Here is an 18,454-nt window from a genome sequence, read left to right as displayed (position 1 = left end):
ACAGAGCGCCACTTCTCACACGGTCTTCACCTGGGGCGCCGGAGGTTTCACAGCACTGGTGAGACAGCGATACTGCTGCACATGACGACCGACACCGAGGAGCCGACCCTCACGATCGACGAGCTGGCCGCCCGGGCCGGTGTCACGGTGCGCACGCTCCGCTTCTACGGCACGAAGGGGCTGCTGCCCCCGCCGGTGCTCGGTCCGCGGCGCGTCGGGCACTACGGACGCGATCATCTGGCCCGGCTGGCGCTGATCGAGGAGTTGCAGCAGCAGGGCATGACGCTGGCCGGCATCGAGCGCTACCTGCGGCAGCTGCCGCCGGACCTGAGCGCGCACGACCTCGCCATCCACCGGGCCGTGGTGGCCTCCTGGGCGCCGGAGTCCGTCGAGACGGTCACGCGCGCGGAGCTGGAGCGGCGGGCCGGACGGCCGCTGGACGACGAGGACGTCGAGCGGCTCGTCGCGATGGGCGTGGTCCGGCCCGCGGACGGCGGGTACGAGGCCGACCTCGGTCTGCTCCGGCTCGGCGCCGGGCTGCTGGACGTGCCGCTCTCCCAGGAGGCGATCTTCGCGGCGCGCACGGTCCTCAACGAACACACGCGCGCCGCCGCCCGGGAGCTGTCCCAGCTCTTCCGCGGTGAGGTCGCCGAGCGTGACGCGCGAGACGTGCGCTCCTTGTCGGCGCACATGCACCCCCTGGTGGTGCAGGCGCTCCTCACCGCTTTTCAGCGGTCACTGAAGGAAGAGCTGGGCGAGTGGCTCACCGGGCCTTCGGGCTCCGGCGGATCAGACGCGGGCTGAGTCGCTGAACCGCTCCCCCTTCTCCGCCTTCTCCACCAGCAGCGCGGGCGGCGTGAAGCGCTCCCCGTACTGCTCGGCGAGTTCACGCGCGCGTGCCACGAATCCGGGCAGGCCTCCCTCGTAGCCGTTGATGTACTGGAGCACGCCGCCGGTCCAGCCCGGGAAGCCGATGCCGAAGATGGAGCCGATGTTGGCGTCGGCGACCGAGGTCAGCACGCCCTCCTCCAGCAGCCGGACGGTGTCCAGCGCCTCGGAGAACAACATGCGCTCCTGCATGTCCCGGAACGGGATCCGGTGGCCGGGCTTGGTGTAGTGCTCGCGCAGTCCGGGCCAGAGTCCGGTGCGCTTGCCGTCGTCGCCGTAGTCGTAGAAGCCGGCGCCGCCGCTGCGGCCGGTGCGGCCGAACTCGTCGACCATACGGTCGATGACGGCCTCGGCGGGGTGGGCCGTCCAGGTGCCGCCCGCCTCCTCGACCGCGCGCTTCGACTCGGCCCGGATCTTGCGGGGCAGGGTGAGCGTCAGTTCGTCCATCAGCGACAGCACCTTGGCCGGGTAACCGGCCTGGGCGGCGGCCTGCTCGACCGAGGCCGGTTCGATGCCCTCGCCGACCATGGCGACGCCCTCGTTGATGAAGTGGCCGATGACGCGGGAGGTGAAGAAGCCGCGCGAGTCGTTGACGACGATCGGGGTCTTGTTGATCTGCCGCACCAGGTCGAAGGCGCGGGCCAGGGCCTCCTCGCCACTGCGCTCGCCCTTGATGATCTCGACGAGCGGCATCTTGTCGACGGGCGAGAAGAAGTGCAGGCCGATGAAGTCGCCCTGGCGCTCCACGCCTTCGGCGAGGGCGGTGATGGGCAGGGTGGAGGTGTTGGAGCACAGCAGCGCGTCGGGCTCCACGACGTGCTGGATCTCCTGGAACACCTTGTGCTTGAGCGACGTGTCCTCGAAGACGGCCTCGATGACGGCGTCGCAGCCGGCCAGGTCCTGGACCTCGGCGGTGGGGGTGACGCGGGCGAGCAGCGCGTCGGCCTTCTCCTGGGTCGTACGGCCCTTGGAGACGGCCTTGGCGCACAGCTTCTCGGAGTAGGCCTTGCCCTTGAGGGCCGCCTCCAGGGAGACGTCCTTCAGGACCACGTCGATGCCCGCGCGGGCGCAGGAGTAGGCGATGCCCGCGCCCATCATCCCGGCGCCGAGGACGGCGACCTTGCGGGCCTTGCGGGGCTCGATGCCCTGGGGGCGGTTGGCGCCGGAGTTGACGGCCTGTAGGTCGAAGAAGAAGGCCTGGATCATGTTCTTCGAGGTCTGGCCGGCCGCGAGGTCCACGAAGTAGCGGGCCTCGATGACCTGCGCGGTCTCGAAGTCGACCTGGGAGCCCTCGACGGCGGCGGCCAGGATGTTGCGCGGCGCCGGGTAGGGGGCGCCGTTCGTCTGCTTGCGCAGGCTGGCCGGGAAGGCGGGCAGGTTCGCGGCGAACTTGGGGTTGGCGGGTGTGCCGCCCGGGATGCGGTAGCCCGGCTTGTCCCAGGGCTGCCGGGACTCGGGGTTGGCGTCGATGAAGGCGCGGGCCTTGGCGAGCATGTCCTCCGGGCTGTCGGCCACCTCGTCGACGAGGCCGTTCTCCAGGGCGCGGCGCGGGCTGTACTGGGTGCCCTGGAGGAGGACCTTCAGCAGGGCGTCGGCGATGCCCAGCAGGCGGACCGTGCGGACGACGCCGCCACCGCCGGGCAGCAGGCCGAGGGTGACCTCGGGGCAGCCGATCTTGGAACCGGGCGCGTCGAGGGCGACACGGTGGTGGCAGGCCAGGGCGATCTCGTAACCGCCGCCCAGGGCCGCGCCGTTGAGGGCGGCGACGACGGGCTTGCCGAGGGTCTCGATGCGGCGCAGGTTCCGCTTGATCGCCATGCCGCCGTCGAACAGCTCCTGGGCCGTGTCGGGCGTGACGCGGATCAGGTCGCGCAGGTCGCCGCCGGCGAAGAAGGTCTTCTTCGCGGAGGTGATGATGACGCCCCGGATGGAGTCCTTCTCGGCCTCCAGGCGGTCGGTGACGGCGGCCAGCGAGTCGCGGAACGCCTGGTTCATGGTGTTCGCGGACTGGTTCGGGTCGTCGATGACCAGGGTGACGAGGCCGGTGCGGTCCTGTTCCCAGCGGATGGTGGTGGACTCAGTGCTCATGTGGAGGTGCTCCGTGTGATCCGTCGGGAGGGGGTCAGATGCGCTCGACGATCGTGGCGACGCCCATGCCGCCGCCGACGCACAGCGTGGCGAGGCCGTAGCGCTTGTCCTGGCGCTCGAGTTCGTCGACGAGGGTGCCGAGGATCATCGCGCCGGTGGCGCCGAGGGGGTGGCCGAGCGCGATCGCGCCGCCGTTGACGTTGACCTTGTCCAGGGACAGGCCCATGTCCTTGACGAAGCGCAGCACGACCGCGGCGAACGCCTCGTTGATCTCGACGAGGTCGATGTCGTCGATGGTGAGCCCGGCCTTGGCGAGGGCCTTGCGGGTGGCCGGGGCGGGGCCGGTGAGCATGATGGTCGGCTCGGAGCCGGAGACGGCGGCGGAGACGATCCGAGCGCGGGGCGTGAGGCCGTAGCGCTCGCCGACCTCCTTGGAGCCGATCGCGACGAGCGAGGCGCCGTCCACGATGCCGGAGGAGTTGCCCGCGTGGTGAACGTGGTCGATCTTCTCCACCCAGTGGTACTGCTGGAGGGCCACCGCGTCGAAGCCGCCGAGTTCGCCGATGTCCGCGAAGGACGGCTTGAGCCCCGCGAGGGAGTCGGCGGTGGTGCCGGGGCGGGGGAACTCGTCGTGGTCGAGGACGACGAGACCGCTGCGGTCCTTGACCGGGACGACCGACCTCTCGAAGCGGCCGTCCTTCATCGCGGTGGCGGCCCGCTCCTGGGAGAGCGCCGCGTACTCGTCGACGTCGCGCCGGGAGAAGCCCTCGATGGTGGCGATGAGGTCGGCGCCGATGCCCTGCGGTACGAAGTTGACGTCCAGGTTGGTCATGGGGTCGTTGAACCAGGCGCCGCCGTCGGAGGCCATCGGCACCCGGGACATCGATTCGACACCGCCCGCGAGGACGAGGTCCTCCCAGCCGGAACGCACCTTGGCGGCGGCCAGGTTGACGGCCTCCAGGCCCGAGGCACAAAAGCGGTTCTCCTGCACACCGGCGACCGTGTCGGGCAGGCCCGCGGCGATGGCGGCGATCCGGGCGATGTCGGAGCCCTGGTCGCCGACCGGGCCGACGACGCCGAGGACGATGTCGTCGACGGCGGCCGGGTCGAGGTCCGGGAACCGGGCGCGGATCTCGTGGATGAGTCCGACGACCAGGTCGATGGGCTTGGTGCCGTGCAGGGCGCCGTTGGCCTTGCCGCGGCCGCGCGGGGTGCGGATCGCGTCGTAGACGTACGCTTCGGTGCTCACGAGGGGGCCTTTCACTGAGGGTTTTTGGACGACGGGAGGAGCCCGGGGACGTCCCAGTCCCGGGCGACGTCCGCCGTGTCGGCGCCCGGCCGGGCCGGGCCGGTGCGGACGGAGGTCGGGGTCGCGCAGAAGCGGGGGGCCGGGGCGGGCTGGGTGATGCCGCCGTGGTCGGTGAAGGTGCCGCGGGCGGCCAGGTGCGGGTGGTGCGGGGCCTCGCGCAGCGACAGCACGGGCGCCACGCACGCGTCGGAGCCGTCGAAGACGGCCGTCCACTCGTCCCTGGTACGGCTCTTGAAGCGGGCGGCGACTTCTTCGCGCAGTTCGTCCCAGCGGGCGATGTCCTTGCGGGCCCCGGTCCGGTCGCCGAGGCCGAGGAGGGCGAGGAACTCCTCGTAGAACTGCGGCTCCAGCGCGCCGACGGCCATGTACCGGCCGTCGGCCGTCTCGTAGGTGCCGTAGTAGGGGCAGCCGCCGTCCAGGAGGTTGGCGCCGCGGCGGTCCTGCCAGCCGCCGGCGGCGAGCATGCCGTGGATCATCGTGGCGAGGTGGGCGGTGCCGTCGACGATGGCGGCGTCCACGACCTGGCCGGTGCCGGTCGCGCGGGCGTGGTGGAGGGCGGCGAGGACGCCGACGACGAGGTACAGGGAGCCGCCCGCGTAGTCGCCGAGCAGGTTGGCCGGAACCGCTGGCGGTTCGTCCGGGCGGCCGATCATGCCGAGGGTGCCGGTGGGGGCGATGTAGGCGATGTCATGCCCGGCGCGCCGCGCGAGCGGGCCGTCCTGGCCCCAGCCGGTCATCCGGCCGTAGACGAGAGACGGGTTGCGGGCGTGGCAGGGCTCGGGACCCACGCCGAGGCGCTCGGCGACGCCGGGACGGTTGCCCTCGAGCAGGATGTCGGCGCGGGCCGCGAGGTCGAGCACCCGGTCCGGGCCGTCCGGGGCCTTCAGGTCGACGACCACCGAGCGCTTGTTGCGGTTGGTGACGTCGTAGGCCGGGTCGATCGCGAGTCCGGGGCCGCCGGGGCGGTCCACGCGCACGACGTCGGCCCCGAGGTCGGCCAGGAGCATGGCGGCGAACGGGCCGGGCCCGATACCCGCCAGCTCGACCACGCGCACGCCGGTGAGCGGGCCGTGTCCTGACGTCCCTGCCGTGGTCATCCAGCCCCCAGTGCTGTGACACATTTGATGTAACACCAGTGATGCTAAGAACGTGTTCCACTCGGCACAAGACCTGAACGAGCAAGCGCTTAGCAATCTGCCGAACGAGGTCAGCTCCCGTCCAACTCCACTATCAGCCGCTTCGGGGCGATCACGCGGTAGCTCTCCTCCACCCAGTCGCAGAGCACTTCCGCGGCCGGGGCGCCCTGCTGCTCCAGGGGGATGCTCACCCAGCCCGCCTTGCCCAGGCCGTATCCGGCGGGTTCGGCACCGGGGCAGGCCAGCGCGTGCGCGTGCGCCGTCTCGTCCTTCAGCTTCACCGTCACCCCCAGGGGGTAACTGCCGTCCTCGACACCGAGGAAGACGAACACCTTCTTGTTGACCTTCGCGACGGACTCACCCCAGGGGAACTCCTCGACGGCGTCCGGCAGCCCCAGTGCGAACGCGCGCACTTTCTCCCACTTCTTCAGGGCATTCCTGGGCACGGCCATCGTCGTCCTCCGGGCTCGTCGTCGGGCTCCGCACTCCTCACGCTAGCCTCGGCCACCGACAGCGGCACGGGCTGCACGACCGAGGGGTGTCATGAGCAGGCAAAACAGGACGGACCGTCCGTACGACATCGTGCTCTTCGGAGCGACCAGTTTCGCCGGGGCGCTCACCGCGGAGTATCTGGCCGCCCATGCGCCCGAGGGGCTGCGCTGGGCGATCGCGGGCCGCAACGCCGAGAAGCTGGAGCGGCTGCGGGAGCGGCTGCCCGCCGACACCGAGGTGGGGGTGGAGCGGGCGGACGTCTGCGACCCGGCCTCGCTGCGCGACCTCGCCGGGCACGCGCGCGTGGTGGCCACGACCGTCGGCCCGTACGTGAGTTACGGCGAGGAGCTCGTCGCCGCATGCGCGGACGCCGGGACCGACTACCTGGACCTCTGTGGCGAGCCGGAGTTCGTGGATCTGACGTACGTCCGGCACGACGCACGGGCGCGGGAGACCGGGGCGCGGCTGGTGCACGCCGCAGGGTTCGACTCGATCCCGCACGACCTGGGCGTGTACTTCACCGTGCAACAGCTGCCGGAGGACGTGCCGCTGAGCATCGAGGGCTTCGTGACCGCCGACGGGGCGTTCTCGGGCGGGACCTTCGCCTCCGCGCTCAACCAGTTCGCGCGGCAGCGGGAGATGGCGGCGGCCGTGCGGGACCGGCGGCGGCACGAGCCGCGGCTGGTGGGCCGGCGGGCGTCGGCGCCGCTCGGTGCGCCCCGGTTCGCCAAGGAGGTCGGCGCGTGGGCGCTGCCGATGCCGACCATCGACCCGCAGATCGTGCGGCGCTCGGCGTCGGCCCTCGACCGGTACGGGCCCGACTTCCGCTACCGGCAGTACGCGGCCGTCCGGCATCTGCCGGTCGCCGTGGGCGGGGTCGCGGCGGTCGGCGCGCTGGTCGCGGCGGCCCAGGTGCCGTCCGCGCGGCGCTGGTTGTCGGACCGGCTCAAGCCGGGGGAGGGGCCGAGCCCGGAGAAGCGGGCGAGGAGCTGGTTCTCGGTGCGCTTCGTGGGCGAAGGCGGCGGCAAGCGGGTGTACACGGAGGTCTCGGGCGGCGATCCCGGCTACGACGAGACGGCCAAGATGTTCGCCGAGTCGGCGCTGTGCCTGGCCCTCGACGACCTTCCGCAGACGGCGGGTCAGGTCACCACCGCGGTGGCGATGGGCGACGCGCTGATCGACCGGTTGCGCGCGGCGGGCATCCGCTTCCGCGTCGCGTCGGCCCGCTGAAGTCCTACCCCGGCCACTCGGCGATGGTGTAGATCATCCCGGCGATCCAGCTGAGCCCGGCCAGCACGGCGAGGATCAGGCCTATGGTGACCGCCCGCTCGACGGTCTGGGTCGGGTCGGCGACAGGCTTGGGAGCGCGGTGCGTTGTCATGCGCCCCAGCCTGCCGACGCGGGGTGCGGGCGGACATCCGTACGGGTACTCAGAACCGGTACTCAGAATCGGTACGCGGAACCGGTACTCGGAACCCGTACCCGGGTCGTGTCGCGCCGTCGGTCAGGCCGATCCGGTCTCGCGCAACGCCTTCCGGCACAGCGCGTCCGCCCTGCGCGTGGTCTCGGGAAGGCGGTAGGCGGGGGTCAGCGCGAGGGTGTGCGCGCAGGCGCTGTCCAGCGTCGTGCGGTGGCCGACCGAGACGAAGACCGGCTTGACGGCGTCCCGGGTGCGCAGGGCCCGGCCGACCTCCTCGGAGCCGGCGAGCAGCGCGGAGGTGCTGCCGCGCGGGGTGTCCGGTTCGTCGTAGGTGAAGGCGAAGGGGTTCTTGGCGACGCCGATCGTGGGCAGGCCGGTCAGGACGCCGAGGTGGCTGGCGAGGCCGAAGCGGCGGGGATGGGCGAGGCCGTAGCCGTCGCAGACGACGAGGCCGGGAGGGCAGGGCAGGGCGTCGAGGGCGGCGAGGACCGTGGGGATCTCGCGGAAGGCGAGCAGTCCGGGCACGTAGGGGAAGGAGACCCGGCCCACGGCCGTGGCCTCGGCGACGACCTCGAGACTCGACGCGTCCAGCACGACCGCTGCCGCCGCGACGACGTCGTGCTCGTCGTCGTACGCGACGTCGACCCCGGTCACATGGCCCGTTCCGGGCGGCGGCCCCGGTTGGTCGAGGATCACTCGCTCGCGCAGTTCGTCCTGGACGGCGCGGGCCTGTTCCTCGGCCGTGGGCCAGTCTTCGGGGATGCGTACGGTCGTCATGGTGGCCCCGAGCCTACGGGCCGCGCGAAGGCCGGCAGGACCGGGGAGTCCTGCCGGCCTCGGGAGGCTCGCGCCTCACTTGCCCAGCGCGCGCTGCAGCTGGCTCTTGTTCATGCTGGAACGGCCCTCGACGCCCTTGCGCTTGGCCTCCTGGTAGAGCTGGTCGTAGGTGGGCCCCTGGGAGCCCTGCCCCGACCGCTGGCCGCCGCGCTTGCCGGACGACATGTCCTTGGTGGAGGTGCGGCTGGCCGTCTTCGACTCGCCGGAGCGGGCGCGTTCCTTGTTCACCGTCCGGGCGGCGATCTCCTTGGCGCGGCCGGTGCTCTCGCCCCGGTCCTGCGCACTGTCCTTGATGTGCTCGTACTGGCGCTCCCGCTTGGAGCTCGAACCGCGTGGCATTCTCGCTCACTTCCTTTCACGATCAGTGAACGAGTACCCACCCTGCCAACGATCAGGGCACCCCGCATGCTCAGTGCTCCAGGCGGGCAACCCGGCCCTTCTCACCGGCGGCCCAGCACCCGTGGTCCGGGGCGCAGTCGACGGTGTCGTAGGAGCCCGTGTCGACGGTCCGCCAGGTGCGGCCGGCGTCCGTGGTGAGGTCGGTGCCGGTGGGGCCGACGGCGAGGGCGGCGGTGCGGCTGTGCGGGAGCCAGGCGACGCCGGAGCGGTAGGCGAGCGGGGGCGGGGCGGCGGGGCGCCAGGTGCGGCCGCCGTCGGAGGTGCGCGCGGCGGCCTGCGGTGAGGGCTGGTCGGTGCGGAAGTCGCCGCCTACGGCGAGGCCGTGGGTGCGGTCGCGGAAGGCGAGCGCGAAGACGCCGCGGGCCGGATCGCCCGCCGGGAGGGGCGTGTCGGTGGCCGTCCAGGTGCGTCCGCGGTCGGCGGAGTGCAGCACACGCGCGCGTGCGGCCCCGCCGGTGGCGAGCCAGACGTCCTTCGGCCCGGACGTCACCAGGCACTGGCCGCTCGCCGCGAATCCGGCCTCGCCCTCCTGCGCGGCCGGCATGCCCTGATCCGGCAGCACCTGCCAGGTCCGGCCGCCGTCGCCGGTCGACAGGATGCGGAACTTCCCGTTCACCGGGTCGCTCATCGCGAGTCCGCGGCGGTGGTCGAAGAAGGCCATGCAGTCGTAGAACGCCCGGGGGTCGGTGTTGCGGAAGGACTCCGTCCAGGTCGCTCCGCCGTCGTCGGTGCGGTAGACCCGGGACGCCTCGCCCTCGCCGATGGCCAGGACCACGGCCCGGCGCGCGTCGAACGCCTCGACGTCCCGGAACTGCAACTCCCCCGCGCCGGGCGGCGAGACGTTCCGCCAGCTCGCCCCGCCGTCCGTGGTGCGCAGCACGGTGCCGCCGGTCCCCGCGGCCCAGGCGGTGTTCCGGCTGACGGCGGCGAGACCCCGCACCCGTGCCTCCGGGGTGCCGGTGTCCTTGAGTTCCCAGTGCGGCAGCCGGCGCTCCGGTTCGTGCGCCTGTGCCGGTAGGGCGGTCAGGGCTGCCAGTGCCGCCGCGCAGGCCGCCAACGCGGTCGCCCTACTGCGTGTTCTTCCCGTCCGTCGCGTGATCCCCATGCGCCTCATGGCGGGGGAAGCTAGCCGACCCCCCGGGTGGCGTCCAGACGGCCTCTCCCGCGCTCCGGGTGTGCCGGTGGGCGCCACATCCGCCCTGCGGGGCACACGAGGAGAGCCACGTCACTCTGGTGCATGAACGCGGTGACAGAGGTCACTCGCACTTCGTGTGCACGGATTGGCTGATTCCGTCGTCTCTTCCCATGCCCGGCCTCATCCGCCCGGACGTGTCCGTCCAGCCGTCACAAGGGAGCAAGGCGTTGTCCATCGTCATCGAGCAGCCTGTGGAGGCCCGCCTCGTCGCCGCCGCGCCGCGTATGCCGAGCATTCCCGCGACGCTGCACTACGACCGGCGTGACCCCTTCGCCGTCCGCATGACCTTCCCCGCCCCGGCCACGCTGGAGGGCGTCGAGGTCTGCTGGACCTTCTCCCGCGAGCTGCTCGCCGCGGGCCAGAAGAACGCCGAGGGGCACGGCGACGTGCGCGTGCGGCCCTACGGCTACGACCGCACCGTGCTGGAGTTCCACGCCCCCGAGGGCACCGCCGTGGTCCACGTCCGCTCGAGCGAGATCCGCCGGTTCCTCGAGGCCACGAGCGAACTCGTGCCGGTCGGGCTGGAGCACCTCCAGCTGGATCTGGACGACGGTCTCGCCGAGCTGATGCGGGACGCGTGCTGAGCTGACGGGACCGCTTCAGGAAGACGTTGACCTCGCCGTGGCCGAGCGCGTCCGTCAGCGCCCCGCAGGTCCGCCGGTCCAGCAGCTCCCGGGCGGCCCGGCGGACCAGGGCGGGGGCGGCCTGGGCGATGCCCGAGCTGACGCGGGCGACGGCCAGGCGGCCGGTTCGGCGACCGGGGGTGCGCCGGGGCCGGCCATGACGTTCAGCGGCCCGTCGACGCCGCCCACGAGTTCCTTCACGGTCCCCGGGTCGACGGCCCCGGGGACGAAGCTCCCGGCGGCGGCGCGGATGGCGGCGGCCCGCTCCACGGTGAGGCCCACTCCCCCGGCACCGCTCAGGAAGGTGTCGATCCGGGCGTTGACGCAACGCCGCCCGCCTTGCGGTGCGTCACGGCGAGGGCGCCACCGCGGCCCCCGCCGTCACCGCCCCGGTCACCTCGCGCACGATGCCGCCCAGCCCGGGCGTCGCCGTTCCGGCCCGTTCGGTCAGGTCCGCGGCGCGCTGTGCGCGAGTGGTTGCGCCGAGGAGGCCGGCCGCGGCGGCGAGGGCGGCGACCGCCGCCTCCCGCTCGGAGATCTCGGCGACCGGCAGCGGCCCGCGGAGAACCTGCCGTGTCTCCTCCCGCAGCGCCTCCACGACAGCCACACGCTCCAGCGCGTACTCCACGGACGGGAACACGCCGAGGACCCGTCGCTTCTCCGCCCGCAGATACCCCTCGGCCACCAGCTGCTCCCGCACCGCGTCGAAGGTCACCCGCGCCCGCAGCGTCACCCATGTCCGCCACGGGTGCGGGCACGACTCGCGGATGAGTTCGAGCAGCCCGTCGAGGACCGCGTCACCCGTGCTCGCATCCAGGTCGACCGGTGTGGCGATGCCGTCCTCGTCGGTGAGCAGGCCGCGCCGGGCCAGCTCGACGAGGGCACCGGCCCGCACCGGGCCGGGCCGGTGGGCGGTGCCGCCGGCCGCCGGTCGCGCGGCGTCCCAGGCCAGCAGGCAGAGCCGGGCCGGCAGCGAGAGCGGGCCATTGGGCACGGGGCCTCCTCGGGGCGAATAGATCGAGTCGCACGTTAATCCGTTGACAGCCTCAGAGCGCATTCGTACGGTGTATGACGTCCCTGTTGCCGCCGATTGGAGAAGGACGTTGCTCGTCTGAGGTCCTGAGACACCGCGTCACACCCGTCCGGTGTGCGCTGCGTGCGACCTCGGCGTTCGAGCCGTTCTCCTGGTGCTGGGCTTTTTTCACGTCCGTGACGTGCCCATGGAGCCTCCCCCCTGGTCGCAGGTGTCTCGACACGCGTTTGCCCCTGACCGCTTCGAGCAACCGCGAGTGAGGCCCCCATGTCTACTTCCATCACCGTTACGTCCCTTGCGTTCACCTGGCCCGACGGCAGCCCCGTCTTCGAGGGCCTGGACGTCGCGTTCGGCCCCGGCCGGACCGGCCTGGTCGGTGTCAACGGGTCGGGGAAATCAACCCTGTTGAAGCTGATCGCCGGTGAACTCGCACCGGCCGACGGCACCGTCCGCGTGGCCGGCGAGGTCGGCTACCTCCCGCAGAACGTCACGCTCGACACCACCCTGCGCGTCGACGAGGCCCTCGGCATCGCCGGACAGCGCGCCGCCCTGCACGCCATCGAGGCCGGCGACGTCTCCGAGACGCACTTCGAGACCGTCGGCGACGACTGGGACGTGGAGGAACGCGCCCTCGCCACCCTCGGCGAACTCGGGCTCGGGCACGTCGAGCTGGACCGCACCGTCGGCGAGGTGTCCGGGGGCGAGTCCGTCCTGCTGCGCCTGGCCGCCCTGCTGCTGCGCCGTCCCGACGTGCTGCTGCTGGACGAGCCGACCAACAACCTCGACCTGTACGCCCGCAGGCGGCTGTACACGGCCGTCCAGTCCTGGCCGGGCGTGATGGTCGTCGTCAGCCACGACCGTGAACTGCTGGACCTCGTCGACCAGATCGCCGATCTGCGCTCCGGCACGATCACCTGGTACGGCGGCAACTACTCCGACTACGAGGAGGCCCTGGAGATCGAACAGGAGGCGGCCGAGCGCATGGTGCGCGTCGCCGAGTCCGACTTCCGCAAGCAGAAGCGTGAACTGGCCGACGCCCAGGTCAAGCTGGCCCGCCGCAAGCGGTACGGGCAGAAGATGTGGGACCAGAAGCGCGAGCCGAAGATCGTCATGGGTGCGCGCAAGCGCGCGGCGCAGGAGTCCGCGGGCAAGCACCGCATCATGCACGAGGAGAAGCTCGCCGAGGCCAGGGAGCGGCTCGACGAGGCGGTGGAGGCCGTACGGGACGACGACGAGATCCGCGTCGACCTGCCGTACACGGCCGTGCCGCCGGGGCGTACCGTCCTCACCCTCCAGGATCTGGGGCTCCCGTACGGCGCCCGGGTGGAGGGCGGCTTCGAGCTGCGCGGGCCGGAGCGGGTCGCGTTGATCGGGCGCAACGGCGCGGGCAAGACCACGCTGCTGCGGACGATCACCGGCGAGCTCGCCCCGGAGTCGGGCGAGGTGCGGGCGCACGTCCCGCTGCGGTTCCTGCCGCAGCGGCTCGACGTCCTCGACGGGGAGCTGTCCGTCGCCGAGAACGTGGCCCGGTTCGCGCCGGGCGCCACCAACAACCGGGTCCGGGCGCGGCTGGCGCGCTTCCTGTTCCGGGGCGCCCGCGCCGACCAGAAGGCGGCGACGCTGTCCGGCGGTGAACGCTTCCGGGCCGCGCTGGCGGCGCTGATGCTGGCGGAACCCGCGCCGCAGCTGCTCATGCTGGACGAGCCGACCAACAACCTCGACATGGCGAGCGTCCGGCAGCTCACCACGGCCCTGGAGTCGTACGAGGGAGCGCTCGTCGTGGCCAGTCACGACCTGCCGTTCCTGGAGTCGATCGGCATCACGCGCTGGCTGCTGCTGGAGGAAGGAGAGCTGAAGGAAATCACGCCAGAGGCTGTCGGGTTTTCCTTCTAGCGTCGGTGGCATGACCGACTTCACGGACGATGCCATCACCCTGACCGGAGCACGCGAGAACAACCTCAAGGACGTCACCCTGCGCATCCCGAAAGGCCGGCTGACCGTGTTCACCGGCGTTTCGGGGTCGGGGAAGTCGTCCGTCGTCTTCGACACGATCGCGGTGGAGTCGCAGCGCCAGCTGAACGAGACGTATCCCTGGTTCGTCCGCAACCGGCTGCCCAAGTTCGAGCGTCCGCACGCGGACGGCCTGGAGCACCTCACCCCGGCGATCGTCGTCGACCAGCGGCAGGTCGGCGGCCACTCCCGGTCGACGGTCGGCACCATGACCGACGTCTATTCGGTGATCCGGGTGCTGTTCTCCCGGCACGGCACCCCGAGCGCCGGGCCGGCGACGGCGTACTCGTTCAACGACCCGTCGGGCATGTGCCCCGGGTGCGACGGCCTCGGCCGGACGGTGCGGCCCGACTGGGACCGCATCCTGGACCCGGACCGCTCCCTCGCGGACGGGGCGGTGCGCTTCCCGCCGTTCGCCGCCGGAACCTGGCAGGGGCAGGCGTACACGAACAGCGCCGACCTCGACCCGCACAAGCCGGTGGGGCGTTTCACCGCAGCCGAGCGGGAGTTCCTGATGCGCGGCCAGCCCGGCAGCAAGGTCACCGTCAACGGCAGCGGCGGCACCTGGACCACCGAGTACGAGGGGCTGGCCGTCCGTTTCGAGCGGCTGTACCTGAAGCGGGACCTGTCGGCCATGAGCCGGAAGACCAGGGACCTGGTCCGGGAGTTCACGGTGGAGGGCACCTGCCCGGACTGCCGTGGAGCACGTCTGAACGCGGCGGCGCTCGCGACCCGGATCAACGGCCGGTCGATCGCCGACTGCACCCGTATGCAGGTCACCGACCTGATCGCCGCACTGAAGGAGATCGACGACCCGGTGGCCGGGCCGGTCGCCTCGGCCGCCGTCGCCGCGCTGGAGCGCATCGAGGCGATCGGCCTCGGCTATCTCAGCCTCGACCGGGAGACGGCCACGCTCAGCGGCGGGGAGGGGCAGCGGCTGAAGACGGTGCGGCACCTCGGCTCCAGCCTGACCGGCATGACGTACATCTTCGACGAGCCGAGCGTCGGCCTGCACCCGCGGGACGTGGGCCGCCTCGGCGACCTGCTGTTGCGGCTGCGCGACAAGGGCAACACCGTGCTGGTCGTCGAGCACGACCCGGATGTGATCGCGCTGGCCGACCACGTCGTCGACATGGGGCCGGGCGCCGGTGCCGGGGGCGGCACGGTGGTGTTCGAGGGGACGCCGGAGGAACTGGCCGCGTCCGGCACGCTCACCGGGCGCTGCCTGCGCACCCGTACGGCGGTCAAGGACGAGGTGCGCCGGCCCACCGGCGAGCTGTGGGTCAAGGGCGCCGACCGGCACAACCTGCGGGACGTGAGCGCACGGTTCCCGGCCGGTGTGCTCACGGCGGTGACCGGGGTCGCCGGGTCCGGGAAGAGCACCCTGGTCGGGGAGTTCACCGCCGCGCACGAGGAGGCCGTGGTCGTCGACCAGTCGTCGATCGGCATCTCGGGCCGCTCCACCCCGGCGACGTATCTGGGGATCATGGACACGGTCCGGAAGATCTTCGCCCGCGGGACGGGAGCCGAGGCGGGCTTCTTCAGCTTCAACTCCAGCGGCGCCTGCGGCACCTGCGAGGGCCGGGGCATCATCTACACCGACCTCGCCTTCATGGACCCGGTGACGACGACCTGCCACGACTGCGAGGGGCGGCGCTTCAAGGAGGAGGTGCTGCGGCTGACCGTGCGGGGCAGTTCCATCGCGGACGTCCTGGAGATGACGGCCGAGCAGGCACTCGGCTTCTTCGACGACACGGGCGTACGGCGCCGGCTGCGCGCCCTGCGGGACGTCGGACTGACATACCTCACCCTCGGGCGCCCCCTCTCCACGCTCTCCGGCGGTGAGCGGCAGCGGATCAAGCTGGCCACGCGACTGCACCGGACGGGCGCGGTCTACGTGCTCGACGAACCGACGACCGGCCTGCACATGGCGGACGTGGAGGGCCTCATCGCCCTGCTGGACCGGCTGGTCGACACCGGCAACACGGTCGTCGTCGTCGAGCACAACCTGGACGTGATCGCCCGGGCCGACTGGGTGATCGACCTCGGCCCGGGCGGCGGCCGGGACGGCGGCGAGATCGTCTTCGAGGGGACTCCGCGACAACTCATCGCGGCCAAGGGGTCGTTCACCGGGGAGCATCTGCGGCGGGCGGTGCGGCAGGGCCCGTGAGCCGGGGTACGCCGACGTCAAAGCGCGGTCCGCTGGTTGAACCGATGGGGTGGTTTGGCCCGCCGTCGGCCGATCAGGCGTGCGGGCCCCGCGAACACTGGAGGGGGGTGGCGCGGGCCACCGGGGAGGGGAGCGGCATGGCCGACGGCACGGTTCTGGTGGCGGTGACGGAGCATCCGGAGGACTGGGGCGCCACCGCAGGGCAGTTGACGCGCATCGCCGAGGGGATCCGGGCGCGCGGCTTAGAGGTGCGATGGGTGGTGAGCCTCGCCGACGCCGAGGCGGTGCTCAGGACCGAGGCCGGGCTGGCCGCCGCGGTGGTCGCCTGGGACCTTCCGCCCCAAGCCGGAGCCGGGGACGGACCGGGCGGGGCGACGGTGCTGCGCCGGATCGGGCGCCGGTTCCAGAACCTGCCGGTGTTCCTGGTCATGGCGGACGAGGGGCTGCGTGAGCTGCCGCTGTGGGTGTCACAGTCGGTGGTGGGCTATGTGTGGCCGCTGGAGGACACACCGGCGTTCATCGCCGGCCGGATCACCACCGCCGCACGCGCCTACCAGGACGCGCTGCTCCCGCCGTTCTTCAAGGCCCTGCGGCGCTTCGACGACGCGCACGAGTACTCGTGGCACACGCCCGCGCACTCCGGGGGTGTCGCCTTCCTCAAGTCGCCCGTGGGCCGTGCCTTCCACGAGTACTTCGGGGAGCGGCTGCTGCGCAGCGACCTGTCCATCTCGGTGGAGGAGCTCGGCTCGCTGTTCGAGCACACCGGGCCGATCGGCGAGGCGGAGCGCAACGCCGCGCGGGTCTTCGGCTCCACGCACACGTACTTCGTGCTGCACGGCGACTCCACCTGCAACCGCCTGGTCGGCCACTTCAGCGTGACCCGCGACGAGATCGCCCTGGTGGACCGCAACTGCCACAAGTCGGTCCTGCACGGCCTGGTCGTCTCCGGCGCCCGGCCGGTGTACCTGGTCCCCACCCGCAACGGCTACGGGCTCGCCGGTCCCTTGCCGCCGGCCGAGATCGCGGCGGAGTCGGTGGCGGCGCGGATCGCTGCGAGCCCGCTGACGGCGGACGCCGTGTCGTCCCGCGCCCAGTACGCGGTGTTCACCAACTCCACGTACGACGGGCTGTGTTACGACGCGGTGGCGGCGGCCCGGGCGTTCGCGGCGGGCACGTCCCGGCTGCACTTCGACGAGGCGTGGTTCGCGTACGCCCGCTTCCATCCGCTCTACGCCGGGCGCTACGGCATGTCGGTGGACGAGGACGCCTTCCCCGGCCCCGACCGTCCGACGGTCTTCTCGACCCAGTCCACGCACAAGCTGCTGGCGGCGCTGTCGCAGGGTGCCATGGTGCACGTCAGGCCCGCGCCGCGGGCGCCGGTGGAGCACGACCGGTTCAACGAGGCGCTGATGATGCACGGCACGACGTCGCCGCTGTATCCGATGATCGCCTCGCTGGACGTGGCCACGGCGATGATGGACGGTCCGCAGGGGCAGTGGCTGGTCGACGAGGCGGTGACCGAGGCGGTCCGGTTCCGCCAGGAGATGGTGCGGATCGGGCGGCGCATCGAGGCGGCGGGTGACCGGCCGCCGTGGTTCTTCGGGGTGTGGCAGCCGGACGAGGTGACGGACCCCGCGAGCGGGGAACGGGTGCCCTTCGGGGAGGCTCCGGCGGACCTGCTGCGGACCGAGCCGTCCTGCTGGCACCTCGCGCCCGACGCGGACTGGCACGGCTTCCCGGGGCTGACCGACGGGTACTGCATGCTCGACCCGATCAAGGTCACCCTGACCTGCCCGGGGCTCGACGCGACGGGGACGATGTCCGACCGGGGCATCCCGGCACGGGTGCTCACCGCCTATCTGACGACGCGCGGCATCGTCGTGGAGAAGACCGACAGCTACACCACGCTGGTGCTGTTCTCCATGGGCATCACGAAGGGCAAGTGGGGCACGCTGCTGGACGCCCTCATGGACTTCAAGGACCTCTACGACAGTGACACCCCGCTCGACCGGGTGCTGCCCGCGCTGGTCGCGGAGCATTCCCGGCGCTACGCCGGGCTGACGCTGCGCGACCTGTGCCAGGAGATGCACGACCATCTGCGCGAGGCCCGCCTGGTCGAACTCCTCGACACCGCCTTCCAGCAGCTGCCCGAGCCGGTGGCCCCGCCCCAGCTGTGCTACCAGCGCCTGATCCGCGGCGGCACGGAACGGATCCGCCTCACGGACGCGCCGGGCCGGGTCGCCGCGGCGATGGTCACGGTGACGCCGCCGGGCATCCCGGTCCTCATGCCGGGCGAGAGCACCGGAGAGGCGGACGGCCCCCTCCTGCGCTACCTCGGCGCCCTGGAGTCCTTCGACCGCCGCTTCCCCGGCTTCGGCAGCGAGACCCACGGGGTGACCCGTGAACCCGGCACGGGCGACTACCTGATCGAGTGCCTGCGTCCGGACGAGCAGGAGACAGCCGCCGGCGCGGTGACGCCGGCGCAACGGCGGGGCCTGGAGGGTGCCGGATCGGTGGGGTGAGTTGAAGAAGGCGGCCCGAGCGGGGTGACGGGCGGCCGGCGGCTGCCTGCTGGCGGTGGTCACCCCGGCCCGGCTCGGTGGGAAACCCCGCCCCGGCAGTCGGCCGAGGCCGCCCCGCAGGCCCCCGCCCCGCTGGGCGCGTGGGCGTGCGCGTCCGGCGCGGCCTGCGCAGCCGGACCGGACGTCGTCCCGGTACAGCCCGTCCTCCGAACGTCCCGGGCTTCCCCGGCTCCAGCCGTCGGCACACAAGGCTTTCCCTCCTGCCCCTCGGCCTCTCCACCCCCTCAGCCCCTCCCCAGGGCTGTCCTCTCCCCCGTTCGCCCTGCATGATG

General features: G+C 72.3%; 16 protein-coding genes. 6 read left to right on the top strand and 10 right to left on the bottom strand.

From position 1 onward, the window contains the following. Window positions 1–81: 81 nt before the first annotated feature. Window positions 82–804: a MerR family transcriptional regulator gene (locus CEB94_RS35040; protein WP_175435966.1), complete on the top strand. Its 723-nt coding sequence runs from the start codon at window positions 82–84 to the stop codon at window positions 802–804. Here the strand turns inward: CEB94_RS35040 and CEB94_RS35035 are convergent. The 4 genes from CEB94_RS35035 to CEB94_RS35020 all read right to left on the bottom strand — a co-directional run bounded on the left by CEB94_RS35035 (window position 790) and on the right by CEB94_RS35020 (window position 5,873). Continuing rightward, the gene (locus tag CEB94_RS35035) at window positions 790–2,976 is read right to left on the bottom strand and encodes a 3-hydroxyacyl-CoA dehydrogenase NAD-binding domain-containing protein (RefSeq protein WP_175435965.1); all 2,187 of its coding nucleotides are present in this window, start codon (window positions 2,974–2,976) and stop codon (window positions 790–792) included. The genes CEB94_RS35040 and CEB94_RS35035 overlap by 15 nt on opposite strands. Window positions 2,977–3,010: 34 nt before the next feature. After that, the gene (locus CEB94_RS35030) at window positions 3,011–4,225 is read right to left on the bottom strand and encodes an acetyl-CoA C-acetyltransferase (RefSeq protein ID WP_175435964.1); all 1,215 of its coding nucleotides are present in this window, start codon (window positions 4,223–4,225) and stop codon (window positions 3,011–3,013) included. 11 nt (window positions 4,226–4,236) lie between these two features. Continuing rightward, entirely contained in the window at window positions 4,237–5,382 is a 1,146-nt protein-coding gene (locus CEB94_RS35025) for a CaiB/BaiF CoA transferase family protein (protein WP_175435963.1), read from the bottom strand. Window positions 5,383–5,492: 110 nt separating this feature from the next. Next, window positions 5,493–5,873 carry an MmcQ/YjbR family DNA-binding protein gene (locus CEB94_RS35020; protein WP_175435962.1) on the bottom strand — a complete coding sequence of 127 codons (381 nt, stop codon included), beginning with the start codon at window positions 5,871–5,873 and terminating at the stop codon, window positions 5,493–5,495. 91 nt (window positions 5,874–5,964) lie between these two features. Between CEB94_RS35020 and CEB94_RS35015 the strand changes: the two genes are divergently transcribed. Then, window positions 5,965–7,143: a saccharopine dehydrogenase family protein gene (locus CEB94_RS35015; RefSeq protein ID WP_175435961.1), complete on the top strand. Its 1,179-nt coding sequence runs from the start codon at window positions 5,965–5,967 to the stop codon at window positions 7,141–7,143. 4 nt (window positions 7,144–7,147) lie between these two features. On the opposite strand, the gene mmpA is transcribed toward CEB94_RS35015, so the two are convergent. From mmpA to CEB94_RS34995, 4 genes are all read right to left on the bottom strand, one after another. Next, the gene (mmpA, locus tag CEB94_RS35010; RefSeq protein WP_175435960.1) at window positions 7,148–7,294 is read right to left on the bottom strand and encodes a morphogenic membrane protein MmpA; all 147 of its coding nucleotides are present in this window, start codon (window positions 7,292–7,294) and stop codon (window positions 7,148–7,150) included. Between the two features lie 123 nt (window positions 7,295–7,417). Continuing rightward, window positions 7,418–8,110 (bottom strand): endonuclease V, encoded by a 693-nt coding sequence (locus CEB94_RS35005; RefSeq protein ID WP_175435959.1) that lies wholly within the window; start codon window positions 8,108–8,110, stop codon window positions 7,418–7,420. Between the two features lie 75 nt (window positions 8,111–8,185). Next, window positions 8,186–8,509: a plasmid stabilization protein gene (locus CEB94_RS35000; RefSeq protein WP_102913972.1), complete on the bottom strand. Its 324-nt coding sequence runs from the start codon at window positions 8,507–8,509 to the stop codon at window positions 8,186–8,188. A 70-nt stretch (window positions 8,510–8,579) separates the two neighbouring features. Beyond that, complete coding sequence (locus CEB94_RS34995) at window positions 8,580–9,674, bottom strand: WD40/YVTN/BNR-like repeat-containing protein (protein WP_175435958.1); 1,095 nt, start codon at window positions 9,672–9,674, stop codon at window positions 8,580–8,582. 257 nt (window positions 9,675–9,931) lie between these two features. On the opposite strand from CEB94_RS34995, the gene ssgD reads away from it, so the two are divergent. Further along, on the top strand, window positions 9,932–10,348 hold the full coding sequence (gene ssgD, locus CEB94_RS34990; RefSeq protein WP_062930310.1) for a spore wall synthesis regulator SsgD: 417 nt from the start codon (window positions 9,932–9,934) through the stop codon (window positions 10,346–10,348). A 54-nt stretch (window positions 10,349–10,402) separates the two neighbouring features. Here ssgD and CEB94_RS34985 read toward each other — a convergent pair whose 3' ends face one another. Then, complete coding sequence (locus CEB94_RS34985) at window positions 10,403–10,669, bottom strand: hypothetical protein (protein ID WP_425472519.1); 267 nt, start codon at window positions 10,667–10,669, stop codon at window positions 10,403–10,405. A gap of 67 nt (window positions 10,670–10,736) precedes the next feature. Continuing rightward, window positions 10,737–11,381: a GOLPH3/VPS74 family protein gene (locus tag CEB94_RS34980; protein WP_175435957.1), complete on the bottom strand. Its 645-nt coding sequence runs from the start codon at window positions 11,379–11,381 to the stop codon at window positions 10,737–10,739. A 306-nt stretch (window positions 11,382–11,687) separates the two neighbouring features. On the opposite strand from CEB94_RS34980, the gene CEB94_RS34975 reads away from it, so the two are divergent. From CEB94_RS34975 to CEB94_RS34965, 3 genes are all read left to right on the top strand, one after another. Further along, complete coding sequence (locus CEB94_RS34975) at window positions 11,688–13,313, top strand: ABC-F family ATP-binding cassette domain-containing protein (protein ID WP_175435956.1); 1,626 nt, start codon at window positions 11,688–11,690, stop codon at window positions 13,311–13,313. A gap of 10 nt (window positions 13,314–13,323) precedes the next feature. Then, on the top strand, window positions 13,324–15,600 hold the full coding sequence (locus CEB94_RS34970; protein WP_175435955.1) for an ATP-binding cassette domain-containing protein: 2,277 nt from the start codon (window positions 13,324–13,326) through the stop codon (window positions 15,598–15,600). 137 nt (window positions 15,601–15,737) lie between these two features. Next, the gene (locus CEB94_RS34965; RefSeq protein ID WP_175435954.1) at window positions 15,738–18,122 is read left to right on the top strand and encodes an Orn/Lys/Arg family decarboxylase; all 2,385 of its coding nucleotides are present in this window, start codon (window positions 15,738–15,740) and stop codon (window positions 18,120–18,122) included. The last annotated feature ends 332 nt before the right edge of the window (window positions 18,123–18,454 follow it).

It is taken from the genome of Streptomyces hawaiiensis (assembly GCF_004803895.1).
In the GTDB taxonomy this organism is placed as follows: Bacteria; Actinomycetota; Actinomycetes; order Streptomycetales; family Streptomycetaceae; genus Streptomyces; species Streptomyces hawaiiensis.
The sequence above is the reverse complement of the archived record's forward strand: the minus strand, read 5'-3'. Positions and strand labels throughout refer to the sequence as shown.

Excerpts from the sequence above, each read along its gene's own strand:
- CEB94_RS35040 (WP_175435966.1), top strand. The coding sequence starts at position 82 with ATGACGACCGACACCGAGGAGCCGACCCTCACGATCGACGAGCTGGCC.
- CEB94_RS35035 (WP_175435965.1), bottom strand. The coding sequence starts at position 2,976 with ATGAGCACTGAGTCCACCACCATCCGCTGGGAACAGGACCGCACCGGC.
- CEB94_RS35025 (WP_175435963.1), bottom strand. The coding sequence starts at position 5,382 with ATGACCACGGCAGGGACGTCAGGACACGGCCCGCTCACCGGCGTGCGC.
- CEB94_RS35020 (WP_175435962.1), bottom strand. The coding sequence starts at position 5,873 with ATGGCCGTGCCCAGGAATGCCCTGAAGAAGTGGGAGAAAGTGCGCGCG.
- CEB94_RS35015 (WP_175435961.1), top strand. The coding sequence starts at position 5,965 with ATGAGCAGGCAAAACAGGACGGACCGTCCGTACGACATCGTGCTCTTC.
- mmpA (WP_175435960.1), bottom strand. The coding sequence starts at position 7,294 with ATGACAACGCACCGCGCTCCCAAGCCTGTCGCCGACCCGACCCAGACC.
- CEB94_RS35005 (WP_175435959.1), bottom strand. The coding sequence starts at position 8,110 with ATGACGACCGTACGCATCCCCGAAGACTGGCCCACGGCCGAGGAACAG.
- CEB94_RS35000 (WP_102913972.1), bottom strand. The coding sequence starts at position 8,509 with ATGCCACGCGGTTCGAGCTCCAAGCGGGAGCGCCAGTACGAGCACATC.
- CEB94_RS34995 (WP_175435958.1), bottom strand. The coding sequence starts at position 9,674 with ATGGGGATCACGCGACGGACGGGAAGAACACGCAGTAGGGCGACCGCG.
- CEB94_RS34975 (WP_175435956.1), top strand. The coding sequence starts at position 11,688 with ATGTCTACTTCCATCACCGTTACGTCCCTTGCGTTCACCTGGCCCGAC.
- CEB94_RS34970 (WP_175435955.1), top strand. The coding sequence starts at position 13,324 with ATGACCGACTTCACGGACGATGCCATCACCCTGACCGGAGCACGCGAG.
- CEB94_RS34965 (WP_175435954.1), top strand. The coding sequence starts at position 15,738 with ATGGCCGACGGCACGGTTCTGGTGGCGGTGACGGAGCATCCGGAGGAC.